Source organism: Pseudomonas sp. UBA5706 (genome assembly GCF_002419965.1).
Lineage (GTDB): Bacteria > Pseudomonadota > Gammaproteobacteria > Pseudomonadales > Pseudomonadaceae > Aquipseudomonas.
Map to the genome: position 1 here is coordinate 77,983 of NZ_DIHC01000031.1, position 13,151 is coordinate 91,133.

Below are 13,151 nucleotides of genomic sequence, written 5' to 3' on the forward strand. Positions count from 1 at the left end.
CCCACGCTCCGCGTGCTAACGCCTGACCAACGCTCCGCGTCCTGGTGACGCGGAGCGTCACGCGATGCGTGCCTACGCAGAGCGTGGGCACGAGCAGAAGAGACGACCCTGGTGCTGATCGTTCCCACGCTCCGCGTGGTAACGCACGACCGACGCTCCGCGTCCTGGTGACGCGGAGCGTCACGCGATGTATGCCTACGCAGAGCGTGGGCACGATCAGAAGAGACGACCCTGGTGCTGATCGTTCCCACGCTCCGCGTGCTAACGCACGACCGGATGCTCTGTGTCCATGTGACGCTGAGTGTCACGCGATGTATGCCTACGCAGAGCGTCGGCACGATTAGAAAGCGGGGGCACGATTATATTCACTCCACCGCCGTGCGCAGTTTCTCGCTACGCCCGCGCAACCATTCCAGCACCAGCAACAGCACCACTGAAAAACCAATCAGCAGGGTCGCAGCCGCGGCGATGGTTGGGCTGAGGTTCTCGCGGATGCCGCTGAACATCTGCCGTGGCAGCGTCGCCTGCTCTGGCCCGGCAAGGAACAGCGTTACTACAACCTCGTCGAATGAAGTCGCAAACGCGAACAGCGCCCCGGAAATCACCCCCGGCGCAATCAGCGGCAAGGTCACACGACGAAACGCGGTCACCGGCGAGGCACCCAGGCTGGCGGCTGCTCGCACCAGGTTGTAGTTAAACCCCTGCAACGTAGCCGACACCGTGATGATCACGAACGGCACGCCCAACACCGCGTGCACCAGAATCAACGAGGTGTAGCTGTTGCCCAGGCCCAGCGGCGCGAAGAACAGATAACTCGCGACCCCCACGATGACCACCGGTACCACCATAGGCGAGATCACCAGCGCCATCACCAGCGACTTGCCGGGAAAGTTGCTGCGCGTCAGGCCAATCGCAGCCAATGTGCCGAAGCCCATTGCCAGCACGGTAGCGGCCGGAGCGACGATCAGGCTGTTCTTCAGCGCACGCATCCACTCGGCCGAACCGAAGAAATCCTGATACCAGTGCAGCGAGAAGCCCTGCAGCGGGTAGACCAGAAAGCTCCCGGCGTTGAACGACAGCGGCACGATCACCAGAACCGGCAGCACCAGGAACAACAGGATCAGCCCGCACAGGATGCGCAGCGTGTAATGCCAGACCCGTTCGGCAGGCGAGGAATAAGGGCTCAACATGGTCTTTCTCCTCAGCTCAGACGCAGACGACTGGCCCCGACAAGCCAGCTATAAATCAGGTACAGCACCACAGTCGCCAGCAACAGCAACCCGCCAAGGGCCGTCGCCATGCCCCAGTTAATGCTGGTGTTGGTGTAGAACGCCACGAAGTAACTGACCATCTGATCGTTCGGGCTGCCGAGCAGCGCCGGGGTGATGTAGTAACCGATGGAAAGGATGAACACCAACAGGCAGCCTGCGCCAATACCCGCATAGGTCTGCGGAAAGTACACGCGCCAGAAGCTGGCGAACGGGTTGCAGCCCAGGGAAATGGCCGCGCGCATGTAGGTGGGCGAGATGCCTTTCATCACGCTGTAGATCGGTAGAATCATGAACGGCAACATGATGTGCACCATTGAGATGTACACGCCGACCCGGTTGAACACCAGTTCCAGCGGTTTATCGATGATCCCCAGCGCCATGAGCGCTCCGTTGATCAGCCCACTCGATTGCAGCAACACGATCCACGCGGCAACACGTACCAGAATCGAAGTCCAAAACGGCAACAGCACCAGAATCATCAGCAGGTTGCTTTGCCGCGCCGGCAGGTTGGCCAGCAGGTAGGCCAAGGGATAGGCCAGCAGCAGGCAGATCACGGTGATTACCAGCCCCATCCAGAAAGTGCGGGCAAAGATGTCGAGGTAGATCGCCTGATCGGGGGTCGCAGGCGCCAGTTCACCGAGATCGTCGATGCGGTGGTCGACAGCGGCCAGCAGGTAATAGGGGGTGAAGCTTGAGGTGTTGCGACGGATGGCCTGCCAGTACGCCGGGTCGCCCCAACGTTCGTCGACGGCCTCCAGCGCCGTTTTATAAGAGGCGGGCTCTTCCTTGAACGGGACCGAACGCGCGGTTTTCGCCAACAAGCTGCGGTACCCGGCGAGTTCCTGGTTCAGGCGTTTGGACAGATCGCCCAATGTCTGATGCTTGCGGCTTTGCGCCAGGTCCTGGGTCAGCGCCTTATAGACCGACTCAGGAGGCAGGCCTTTGCCGTCCCACTTCGACACTTCGCTCACGGTCAGCGGCATGCCGCCCACCACTTCCGGGTTGTTCACGCTCTTGTAGAGCAGCGCCGCGATCGGCACCAGGAACACCAGCAGCAGGAATATCGCCAACGGCGCGATCAACGCCTGAGCCTTCCAACGATTGACGCGCTCGGCACGGGCCAGGCGTTGCTTCAAGGTCAGGCTGGCGCCTTCAGTCAGGGGCACGGCGGTGGCCATAGCGAACTCCGAAATCGTTCAACAAGGAGTGCGTCCCCTGTCCGGCTTGCGAAAAAGAAGGCAAGAGGCAGGAGACGCACCCGGTTCACACTCAACGTAAATGCTTGGATGACTGGCTTATTTGGCCGCCCACGAGTTGAAGCGCTGTTCTAGGTTCTCACCGAAATCGGCCCAGAATTTCACGTCGATTTGCACCTGATCCTTGATGTTCTCAGGGGTGGTCGGCATGTCTTTGAGGGTGTCGGCGCTCAGCAGCGAAACCGCTTGGGTATTGGCCGGGCCATAAGCGATATTTTCGGAGTAGGTCTTCTGCTGCTCAGGCTTGAGGGTGTAAGCGAGGAACTTCTTTGCTTGATCCGCGTTCTTTGCACCTTTTGGAATGGCCCACGCGTCGAAGTCATAGACGCCGCCGTTCCAGACCACTTTCAGGTTGCTTTCTTTCTGAACCGCAGCGATACGACCGTTGTAAGCCGAGCTCATGACCACGTCACCCGACTGCAGGAATTGTGGAGGCTGTGCGCCTGCTTCCCACCACTGGATGCTTGGCTTGAGTTTGTCGAGCATCTTGAAGGCACGGTCCTGGCCTTCTTTGGTCGCCAGCACTTTATAGACATCCTTGGGCGCAACGCCGTCGGCCATCAAGGCGAATTCCAGGGTGTATTTGGCGCCTTTGCGCAGCCCGCGTTTGCCCGGGAATTTCTCGGTGTTCCAAAAATCAGCCCAGCCGGTGGGCGCGGTTTTCAGCTTGTCGGCGTTGTAGGCCAGTACAGTCGACCACACGAAGAAGCCCACGCCGCAGGTCTGGATGGCGCCTGGAACGTAATCTTCTTTTTTGCCCAGCATCGCCGGGTCGAGTTCTTCGAACATGTCTTCGTCGCAACCGCGGGACAACTCGGGGGATTCGACTTCCACCAGATCCCAGCTCACGCTTTTGGTGTCGACCATGGCTTTGACCTTGGCCATTTCACCGTTGTACTCGCCGGCGATGATCTTGCCGTTGCCGGCTTTTTCCCACGGGGCGTAGAAGGCTTTTTCCTGAGCCGTCTTGTTCGCGCCGCCAAAGGAAATGACCGTCAGATCAGCGGCCATGGCTTGGGCCGCGCACATCATGCCCAGCGATAAGGCGGTGAGTTTCAATCTCTTGAGCCTGAATGGGTTGCTCATCAGTTTTTCTCTCCACGAACAGATGTTGGTTAAGCGAGGGGGCGATTCGGTCGCCTCTGGTTGCCTGGGTTTACGCATACCGCTGGTGAATCAATGCGCATCCTGCAAAGGGTCCAGCGCGCGAGCGTGCTCGACCTGCCATCCAATGGGCACAACGTCGCCAACGCTCATGGCCGGGTCCAGCTCGGCGATGGGCTGCTTGACGAAGAAATCGGTTTTACCGGCGACCTCCAGACGCACCCGCACGTGGTCGCCCAGGTAGATGAATTCGGCCACGCGACCGGAGAACCGGTTGATGCAGCTTTCGCTGCGGCCGTTGAGGTGCACGCGCTCGGGGCGAATCGACAAGGTCACCGGGCTGCCAGCGGCTCCGACGTTGACGGCCAGCGCCTCGACCTTCTCGCCACGAGTCAGGGCTACCAGGCAACGGTCGCCGGTCTGGCTGAGCAAGGTGCCATTTACGCGGTTGTTCTCGCCGATGAAGTTGGCGACGAAGGTATTCCTCGGTTTTTCATACAATGTGCGTGGCGGCGCTATCTGTTGGATTTGGCCCTGATGGAACACCGCGACGCGATCGGACATGGTCAGCGCTTCGCCCTGATCGTGGGTGACGTAGACCACCGTCACGCCGAGCCGCTGATGCAGGTGCTTGATCTCCATCTGCATGTGTTCACGCAGCTGTTTGTCGAGCGCGCCCAAGGGTTCGTCCATCAGCACCAGTTGTGGTTCGAACACCAATGCTCGGGCCAGCGCCACGCGTTGCTGCTGGCCACCGGACAGCTGCGCCGGGTAGCGATGGGCGAACGTGCCGAGCTGCACCATGTCCAGCGCACGCTTGACCTTTTCACTGATGTCGGTCTTGCTCATGCCGCGCACCGAAAGCGGGAACGCCAGGTTCTCGGCCACGGTCATGTGCGGGAACAGCGCGTAGTTCTGGAACACCATGCCGATGTCGCGCTTGTGCGGCGGCACGTTATTGATCGAGCGCCCGGCCAGCAGGATTTCGCCCGCCGTCGGTGTCTCGAAACCGGCAAGCATCATCAGGCTGGTGGTCTTGCCGGAACCCGAAGGCCCGAGCAGGGTGAGGAACTCGCCTTTGCGAATGTCCAGGTTGAGGTCTTTGACGATCAGGGCTTCGCCGTCGTAGCTCTTTTGCACACCACGAAAGCTGACCAGAACATCATTCGTCCCAGCGCTTGAATCGACGTAGCTCATTACCCACACCTTTGCTTAATCAAACGTGGGGCAAGACTAGATGAGCCTGCAAGCCGCGAAAATCGGGGCTCAGGAGAGATTGCCCTAGGCGCGATGGAAGGTTCTGTGTAGGGATCGCCCTACACGGATGGCGGGGATGGGTATGTGATTTTGAGCGCATTTATGGCCTGTGCCGGTGCTTTCGCGAGCCACCTCGCTACCACGGGGCCATGAGGGACATCCGAGCGAACGAGCTGGCTCGCAACAGGGCCGTTGCATGCGCTGCAAGGGGTCGTTTTTAGATACGCGCTCAAACCAGCTTGTGTTCCATCGCGTACTTCACCAGCTCCGCCAGCGAGGTAATGTTCAGCTTCTGCATCAACCGCGCCTTGTGGGTGCTGATGGTCTTGCTGCTCAGGGCCAGCTGCTGCGCAATGTCGTTGACGTTGGCGCCCTGGGCCAGACGTTCGAACACCGAAAACTCGCGCTCGGAAAGCAGCGAGTGCAAGGGGCGGCTGTCGGTCAGCCCTACCTCGAACACCATGCGATCGGCCAGATCCGGGTCGATGTAACGCCCGCCCGCCGCCACACGCCGGATCGCTGTGAGCAGCAACGCCGGGTCACTGTCCTTGGTCGCATAACCGGCAGCACCGATCTTCAATGCGCGAGCGGCCATTTGCGCTTCGTCGTGCATCGACAACACCAGAATGGCCGGGGGATTGTTCAGGGCACGGATCCTCGGTATCGCCTCCAGGCCATTGACGCCAGGCATCGAAATGTCGAGCAGCACCACCTCGCACTCGATGTGGCGCAAGGCCTCCAGCAGCTGTTCGCCATTGCAGGCCTCCCCCGCCACGTACAGATCCTTGGCCAGACCAATCAACTGCTTGATGCCCTCGCGAACGATGGTGTGGTCCTCGGCAACCAATACACGAATCACTGCATCTGCTCCTGCGCGACCTGTTCCAGCGGAATGTAGATGCGCAAGGTTGTGCCTTCTCCCAGCGTGCTGTCCAGATGCAATCGTCCGCCCATGATCAGCACCCGCTCGCGCATGCCCACCAGACCGAACGACGCGGGGCGCTCTGCGCGCTGGTCGAACCCCTGGCCGTCGTCAGCGATGCTCATGCACAACACACCATCAGTCAGGCTCAGGTTCAGTTCGACGGTATGCGCTTGAGCGTGGCGCATGACGTTGGTCAGCGACTCCTGAAGAATCCGGAACAGGCCAATGGCCGTTGCATCCGGCAGGGTCGGCAAGTTATCCGGCACCTGGACCAGACACGGTATCTGCGTACGGGTCTCGAAGCGCCGCGCTTGCCACTCGATCGCCGATGCAATGCCCGCGTCGAGAATTGGCGGACGCAGCGCTGTGGCCACATCACGCACCAGTTGAAAGAGTTGGGCGATCAAGCGCTTCATGCTGTTGAGCCGGTCACGTAGCCCAGGATCGAGATCCGCGTAAGCCAATTCACACATGGACGTTTCCAGCTTGAGCACGGTCAGCATCTGACCCAGTTCGTCGTGGACTTCCCTCGCAATCCGGGCCTTTTCTTCTTCCCTGACGGTTTCAAGGTGGGCTGACAAATCGCGCAGCTGTTCAGCCAGCACCTGCAAGCGGGATTCGCTTTCCTGCAATGCGCCAAGCGAACGCCGCCGCTCGGTGACGTCCGTGATGAACACCACCAGGTATTCGGCTTTACGAAACCGCAGGAAACTCAACGACACATCGGCAGGCAAAATGCTGCCGTCGGCGCGCAGGCAGTTGCTTTCGAAACTCTGCGGGCCTTCATCACTGGAGCGGGCGTTTTTCCACAGGTTCAGCCAGCGATCCATGTGCAGACCGGGTTCGAAGTCGATCAACGGGCGATCGATGATCCCGCCCTGCTCATAGCCAAGCATATTCTCGGCAGCCTGATTGGCGTAACGCACACGACTGTCCCAGTTGACCCAGAGGATGCCCACGGTGCTTTGGTCGATGGAAAACTGCGCCAGGCGCAAGGCCTCTTCCCCCGCCAGGCGTCGGGTGATGTCTTCACGGGCGGCGAGCACATCCCGCTCCAGTTCCTGCTGTTGCTTGCGCTGCCAGAACACAATCGCCGCGCTGGCCATCAGCAGCACCAGCAACAGCGCCGCGATGTTTTTCCACAGCCCCGGTGCCTCGCTGACGTGCGGGTATTTAATCTGCAACCACTGTGCGTGCAGTCGATCCAGGTCCTTGGGCGCAATCGCGCTCAGGGCTTGACCGATGATCCGCGCCAGTTCAGGCGAGTCACGCCGGGACGCCACGCGCAGCAGTTGCGCAAAGCCGATATCCCCCACCACGGCCAATCCGGTGAACTCACTTTCCCGGGACAAGCGGCTGAGCTGGGCTTCATCGACCACCGCATAGCGCGCTTGCTGGCTCAGCAGCAACTGCAGCGCCTGACGATCGAGCGGCACGCCTTGAAGATTGAGATGGGTGTAGTTGGAGCGCAAGTAATCGGCCGTGGCGCTGGGCATGCGCACGGCCACGCGGGCCAGGTTGTCGAGCTTCTCGAGGTCCACCGCACCTGCCCCGTCGCGCTCGCCGACCACCAGTTGCGGTACCCGCATGTAAGGGTCGGAATACAGCCACAAGCGCAGGCCCGCCGGGGTTTGCGTCAGCCCCGGCGCGAAGTCGATCTGCCCCTCGCTCAGTGCTTTCTCAAGTCCGGCCTGATCGGAAAAGTTGCGCCACAGCAATTCGACCTGCAGGGTCTTGGCCATCAGATTGACCAGATCGACGTTGGCTCCCGACAACACCTGCGCGCGGCGATCGTACTGCGCGAAAGGCGCCTGCAGCACCAGGCCAATCCGCAGTTGACCGCGCTGATTGAGCCAGTCTCGCTGGGCGAGCGTCAGCACATCAGTGGACGTATGCGCCGCACCCGCCAACGCGGCCGAACACGAAATGCTCAGCACCAGACCGATCAAGACCGCTTTGGGGCAGCCGATACCCCAAAGGCCCAGCATGCGAATTCTCAACCTATCTTCCCCACTTCCTGGATACCGGATTGATCACTTGGAGCGCGCAGCACCTGAAAACGAGTGCCCGCAGGCGGTTTGATAAACAGCCGCCAGCCGCTTGGCCTGCTGAAATTGTCTCCGGCGTTGGAATATTCGAAGCCCTGCACCCTTCGCGCAGTGTTTCCCGCGGAGGCCGGATGCTGATACTACCTCGCACGCAAATCGTGATGGCGGCATATCTGCTCGGCCCCGGGCGGCGGAGCCTGTCATCGAACGTGTGAAGCTGCTTCGCGCAGCAGGATGGCGCTCACAGCATTGCGTTGCTGAGGCAGAGTAAGGGTCTATCGCGGACAACCATCGGCTGTTGTGCAGCGAGGATAGGGGTCAAGACGACGCGGAAGTTTTGCATCGCTACGAGCTCAACGGGGTCTTCAACGCATAATGTTGAGGATCACCGTCATGTCTGACTTCAATGATCAGGAGGGTATTGGCTCTCTCAACAAGCAGCTTGTCTATTGCATTCCTGTGCCAGGGATCCAGATTGGCATCCCACTCATCCAAAAATAATACGTTCAAGTTTTGCTGCAGTGCCTGGGTAATCTGATATAGGCGTTGTTCCCCAGTGGACAACCCCTCCTCCCCCTCAAAAAGCGCAACATCAGACAGTAGCAGGATCGATTCCGGAAGCATGGACTTGATCGTTTTTAACAACGAGGTTTTACCCGATCCATTTCGTCCGACCACCAAAAATCGTCCAGACGATACTGTTGAACCACACAACTGACTGAGAAAAAGAGAAGGCTCGACAAGCTGATCCGTATGAAGATCCCTGATCAATAGCTCGTGATGTTTAATTTGCTCGCTAAACTGTTGCTGATCCAGAGATCCAAAAAAACCGGCCAGGTTGCTGATCTTTTTTCGGTACAGGATGAATTTACTCGTATAGAGGCTCATCGAGTGCACACTACCGAACAGCTGTAGGGAGCGAGGCAGTATCGCAATGATTACCCCCCACTCGGACTCGCGCCCGGGAAAAACAATGACATAGCTTACAAGAGCGATTACTGCGATGAATATTGGTCCACACGCTACTGTCTGCTCAAGCCTGGCGTAGGCACTGCACCCGAGCGCATAGTCATCCGCCCTTGTACGGAACGTTTCAGATGCTTCCAGCCGCATGGCTGAATTTCCGTTTAAACTCTTGGACCAAAGAGCGTCAATCCCATTGACCACCTGAAGTCGCCGCCTTTGAATTTCCGTTGCCCAGCGTCCAATTCTTTCCTTGCCAACCCTGACAAAAACATAGGACACCAAAATGGTTGCAGCAATGAGCAGGGTGACAATGCCGCCGAGTAAAACGTGGAAAACATATAGCGTAAACACGACACTTGAAGTGACACTGATGAGGCCATAGTAAATCGAAATTGCGCCATCCATTGTGGCCGGTGCCTCACTGCCCAACCAACCTTGTATTGCCATTCGATTTTTGGCAGATGAGTATGTTTGCTGGTTACCTACACTATTAATAACTGCGCATGCGTAGTCGCGCCACATGCAGGCTTTCAATCGCGCGGCAACCAACTCAATGAAAGCGCTTACCACGTAGGCGGCAAGAGCGATCAAAAAAAAGGCAATTATTTTATCTTTCAGCAGATCCAGGTTATTCAGTACCAAGGCTTTCCCCGCGCCACCCAGTTGATAGGTGGATACAGCCATTAACGCCTGCTGCACCAGAATCAATATCACACCGAATAGAAAGCTGGAGTTTCTCCAGATCATCATTCAACCTCTAAAACAGAAAAATATAATGCAACCTACTGCCACCGCACAACATATGAGCTTTAATGCATGTCGCCATAGCTCCCACCTGCACCATTTAGTTTTTTCCGAGCAAGCTTCACTTGAAGTGGGTCATGTTGGGATGCTGCCGGGATATCAAATCGTTTGATGAAAGACCTTAAAAATTTCATTCTGGTCAGTACGTTATAATAACTCCCAGGATCAGATCCCCCGGAATTTCCCGGGGAATGGTTTCAGTTTAAAGTTTCATTACCACTTCCAACCTTCACATCCCCCAGCCAGAGATTCGGTACAAATGGAGGCTTGAAAAAATATGCGGGAAAGAAGACTACGCTTCCTCATAGGAAATGCCAGATCATCTCTTTTGTGAGAAAACGCCTGAGAACCTGCTTGTGAAAAGTCGTTTGTCATTTTTTTCTTCCTTAGTTAGGTAGGCTCCTAGACGATTGATAATCAGTGGGCTTAGGAGCCAGGCGGTGTCCATTTATTGCCGTCCTAATGATGTGCAGCTGGTTATCAATTTTTATAGTGGCTCTTTTGTTATATGCATATGCAATATTGGCCCAGGCACGGGATGGCGGCACAGGCTACGCAACGAGACGAGTCACAAATTCGGTCAACGTTGCACGCACGCAGCCGATACCCTGAAGACACCGGGTGCGCATGCTCGACCTGGGTTCTCTTCGCCTTGAGGCAGGATCGGTTATTTGAAGCGCGCGATGCCTGGAAAACAGGCGCCCATATGCGGACTGACAAACAGTCATCAACCCATTAGGCTGCCGGAAATGTTTCCGGCCTTTGGAATGTTCGATGCCCTATACCCTTCGCGCAATATTTCCCGCGATTTGCCTGACGCTGATACTCCCTTGCATGAAGATCGCGATGGCGGCTGATCCTGCTCCGGCCCAAGACACCAAGCAGGTCGAACCCCCGGTCGAACGTGCGGCGCTGCCTTCGCGCAGTCAGGAAGACACCCTGGCGCTGGAGCGGCAAGTGCCAAAGGCCGAGCAACAGCAATTGCAGGCCGGTGATGAGCGCTTTCTGGCGTTATGGAAACCCGCGAACAGCGACGATGCTAAAGGCGCAGTGGTGATCGTGCCTGGTGCCGACGAATCCGCCGACTGGCCAAATGCTGTAGGCCCTCTGCGACGCAAGATGCCGGATGTGGGTTGGTCCAGCCTGAGCCTGAGCCTGCCGGATGCCTACGACGACGGTATTTTCGCGCGCGCCGCCGACTCTCCGGCTACAGCAGACAAAGCCTCCGCTGACAGCGACAAAGCCAAGGACCCGCAAGCCAAGACGCCCGACCCTGCTGCCAGCGCCGAAGCCGACGCAGCCGCGGCTGCCGATCAAGCAGCAGCGCAGGCAGAATTGGCCAAGGCCAACGCCGAGAAAATCTTTGCGCGCATCGATAGCGCCATCGCCTTCGCCCAGCAGAACAAGTCTCATACCATCGCGTTGCTGGGGCATGGGACTGGCGCCTACTGGGTCGCGCGCTACATGAGCGAGCGCCCATCGCCCGCCGTGCAGAAACTGGTGATGGTCACGGCGGTCGAGACCGGCAAGGACACGCCTTCCTTACTGGAAATATTGCCAACGCTGAAAGTCGCGACCGCTGACTTTGTCGATAAGGACAGGCCCATACCCCGCCAGCAGGCGCAGGATCGGCTGGATGCCAGCAAGCGGGTGAAAAACTCGCGCTTTACTCAAATTACGCTCAATGCAATTCCGGGGAATACCGCGATGGAACAGGATCAACTGTTCCGCCGGGTTCGGGGGTGGCTGGAGGGGCAGTAAACCTGTTGAACGGCACTTACCGATCAGAGCGCTGTTATCTGCGGGAAGATCCACGGCAGCGAAATGAACATCGTCCTGCTGCCGAAGCCGTAAAGTGCAGGTGTAGGTGTAGGTGTAGGTGTAGGAGCGCAGCTTGCTCGCGATCTGCCGGGAACCGGCAGCAAGATCGGCCCCCTCGGTATGTCAGGCAATCGCACAAATCGGGATGACTGCCCACTCCCGCCAGATTGTCAGCACGTTGCGCGCCTACGCCATCCGAGGAGAATCAAGCGCCTATCGGCGCCATTGCGGGACAGACTCCTCAGCGAAACCCGCGCTTCTCGCGAATCACCGCATAGGCATGATGCAATTCGCGGGTTTTTTCGGTGGCAGCCCGCACCTGGATCAGATTGGCGCCGGAACCGGCAACCTTGTCCGGATGATGCCGACTTAATAAACGACGATACGCGCGCTTGATCTGCGCCGGTTCAGAGTCCGTGCGCATACCGAGCAGACGCAGCGCCTCCTGGTACTCACCTGCGCTACTGGCAGGCGCTCGGGTGCGCTGATCGTCCTCCGTGGAGGACAACGCTTGGACCTTCTCCGCAGTCCAGCCCAACCACTTGCCCCAGAGCACGATCAATTCGCGCTCGCTTTTCGATGCTTTGCCGTCGGCCCACGCCATGCGCCAGCAGGCCCGCAAAAGGCCTTCAGCCGCGTGGGGCTGGGTTTTGAGGCGATTCAGGTGCACGCGCAGGTTGTCGCGACCATCCTTGCCCCGGTTGAATGCCGCGATAGCACGACGCGTAGCCGGTTCGCTCAAATCCAGCCGGCGCATCTCGACTCGGGCCTGCTGAATATGGCCATCGACCACTCGGCCATCACTTTTCGCCAGCCGACCCAGCAGGATGAAAATCAGCTCATCGTCGCGCGGCACCTTACGCCCACCGATGCGCTCGCGCAGCTCGGCCATACTTTGGATATGCAGCCGCCGATCCAGCGCCTGCCCCAGCAAGGCGCCCAGCATCGCGCCGGGAATACTGGCAATCGCGTACCCGGCGCCAGCGCCGATCAATGTGAAGGGCCAAAGCATCTAGGATTTCACCGCAAGGATCTGTTCGACTTCGGCCAGCCGTTCGTGAGTGCCGACATCCACCCAGCGTCCGGTGAAATGCTCGCCGGTCACCAGGCCGTTGGCCATCGCATCGCGCAGCAGGGGCGCCAATTTGAACGCGCCATCGCTGCAAGCGGCGAACAGCAAAGGGTGGAGAACGGCGATGCCGCTATAGGTCAGGCGTGGCAAGTCGGCATCATCGCGCACCTGTGCTCCCACCAGCGCGAAATCGCCTGCAGGGTGATGCGGCGGATTATCCACCAGCACCAAATGCGCCAGCCCTGTGATAGGCGCCGCGGTTGTAGAAGCATTCAACGCAGTGAAATCGCAGTCGGTCCAGATATCGCCGTTGACCACGAGAAATGGTTCGTCACCCAGCAGCGGCAGTGCGCGGAAAATCCCGCCTCCGGTTTCCAGCGGTTCGCCTTCAGGTGAATAGCGAATGCTCAAACCCAGGTGTCGACCGTCGCCCAGATAGTCTTCGATCTGCTGCCCCAGCCAGGCGTGATTGATCACCACTTCGCCAAACCCTGCGGCCTTCAACGCGCGCAGGTGATATTCGATCAGCGGGATGCCACCGGCACGAACCAGTGGCTTGGGCGTGTGCAAGGTCAGCGGACGCAGGCGCTCGCCTTTGCCTGCTGCCAGAATCATCGCTTTCATGCA

General features: G+C 58.6%; 10 protein-coding genes. 1 reads left to right on the forward strand and 9 read right to left on the reverse strand.

Translation table 11 applies throughout. The features are described 5' to 3' along the window. Window positions 1–365: 365 nt before the first annotated feature. The 7 genes from B3I26_RS14540 to B3I26_RS14570 all read right to left on the reverse strand — a co-directional run bounded on the left by B3I26_RS14540 (window position 366) and on the right by B3I26_RS14570 (window position 9,577). Window positions 366–1,190: an ABC transporter permease gene (locus B3I26_RS14540; RefSeq protein WP_296258534.1), complete on the reverse strand. Its 825-nt coding sequence runs from the start codon at window positions 1,188–1,190 to the stop codon at window positions 366–368. A gap of 11 nt (window positions 1,191–1,201) precedes the next feature. Next, the gene (locus B3I26_RS14545; protein ID WP_296258535.1) at window positions 1,202–2,449 is read right to left on the reverse strand and encodes an ABC transporter permease; all 1,248 of its coding nucleotides are present in this window, start codon (window positions 2,447–2,449) and stop codon (window positions 1,202–1,204) included. Between the two features lie 117 nt (window positions 2,450–2,566). Then, on the reverse strand, window positions 2,567–3,613 hold the full coding sequence (locus tag B3I26_RS14550; RefSeq protein WP_296258537.1) for an ABC transporter substrate-binding protein: 1,047 nt from the start codon (window positions 3,611–3,613) through the stop codon (window positions 2,567–2,569). A gap of 90 nt (window positions 3,614–3,703) precedes the next feature. Continuing rightward, the gene (locus B3I26_RS14555) at window positions 3,704–4,828 is read right to left on the reverse strand and encodes an ABC transporter ATP-binding protein (protein WP_296258539.1); all 1,125 of its coding nucleotides are present in this window, start codon (window positions 4,826–4,828) and stop codon (window positions 3,704–3,706) included. 289 nt (window positions 4,829–5,117) lie between these two features. Then, window positions 5,118–5,747, reverse strand: coding sequence for a response regulator (locus B3I26_RS14560; protein WP_296258541.1), 630 nt, complete (start codon window positions 5,745–5,747; stop codon window positions 5,118–5,120). Then, complete coding sequence (locus tag B3I26_RS14565; protein ID WP_313483316.1) at window positions 5,744–7,801, reverse strand: PAS domain-containing sensor histidine kinase; 2,058 nt, start codon at window positions 7,799–7,801, stop codon at window positions 5,744–5,746. Before B3I26_RS14565 ends, B3I26_RS14560 begins: the two co-directional genes overlap by 4 nt. 405 nt (window positions 7,802–8,206) lie before the next feature. Next, a complete protein-coding gene (locus B3I26_RS14570; RefSeq protein WP_296258543.1) occupies window positions 8,207–9,577 on the reverse strand; it encodes an ABC transporter ATP-binding protein in 1,371 nt (456 codons plus the stop codon). Window positions 9,578–10,405: 828 nt separating this feature from the next. Between B3I26_RS14570 and B3I26_RS14575 the strand changes: the two genes are divergently transcribed. Next, complete coding sequence (locus tag B3I26_RS14575; RefSeq protein WP_296258544.1) at window positions 10,406–11,392, forward strand: alpha/beta hydrolase family protein; 987 nt, start codon at window positions 10,406–10,408, stop codon at window positions 11,390–11,392. Window positions 11,393–11,693: 301 nt separating this feature from the next. On the opposite strand, the gene B3I26_RS14580 is transcribed toward B3I26_RS14575, so the two are convergent. Together B3I26_RS14580 and murU are read right to left on the reverse strand one after the other, a co-directional pair. Further along, entirely contained in the window at window positions 11,694–12,464 is a 771-nt protein-coding gene (locus B3I26_RS14580; protein WP_296258546.1) for a TerB family tellurite resistance protein, read from the reverse strand. Then, window positions 12,465–13,148: an N-acetylmuramate alpha-1-phosphate uridylyltransferase MurU gene (murU, locus tag B3I26_RS14585; protein ID WP_296258547.1), complete on the reverse strand. Its 684-nt coding sequence runs from the start codon at window positions 13,146–13,148 to the stop codon at window positions 12,465–12,467. Window positions 13,149–13,151 lie beyond the last annotated feature (3 nt).

Bases quoted from the DNA above. Each gene is read 5' to 3' on its own strand.
- B3I26_RS14565 (WP_313483316.1), bottom strand. From the start codon at position 7,801: ATGCTGGGCCTTTGGGGTATCGGCTGCCCCAAAGCGGTCTTGATCGGT.
- B3I26_RS14555 (WP_296258539.1), bottom strand. From the start codon at position 4,828: ATGAGCTACGTCGATTCAAGCGCTGGGACGAATGATGTTCTGGTCAGC.
- B3I26_RS14540 (WP_296258534.1), bottom strand. From the start codon at position 1,190: ATGTTGAGCCCTTATTCCTCGCCTGCCGAACGGGTCTGGCATTACACG.
- B3I26_RS14545 (WP_296258535.1), bottom strand. From the start codon at position 2,449: ATGGCCACCGCCGTGCCCCTGACTGAAGGCGCCAGCCTGACCTTGAAG.
- B3I26_RS14575 (WP_296258544.1), top strand. From the start codon at position 10,406: ATGCCCTATACCCTTCGCGCAATATTTCCCGCGATTTGCCTGACGCTG.
- murU (WP_296258547.1), bottom strand. From the start codon at position 13,148: ATGAAAGCGATGATTCTGGCAGCAGGCAAAGGCGAGCGCCTGCGTCCG.
- B3I26_RS14580 (WP_296258546.1), bottom strand. From the start codon at position 12,464: ATGCTTTGGCCCTTCACATTGATCGGCGCTGGCGCCGGGTACGCGATT.
- B3I26_RS14570 (WP_296258543.1), bottom strand. From the start codon at position 9,577: ATGATGATCTGGAGAAACTCCAGCTTTCTATTCGGTGTGATATTGATT.
- B3I26_RS14550 (WP_296258537.1), bottom strand. From the start codon at position 3,613: ATGAGCAACCCATTCAGGCTCAAGAGATTGAAACTCACCGCCTTATCG.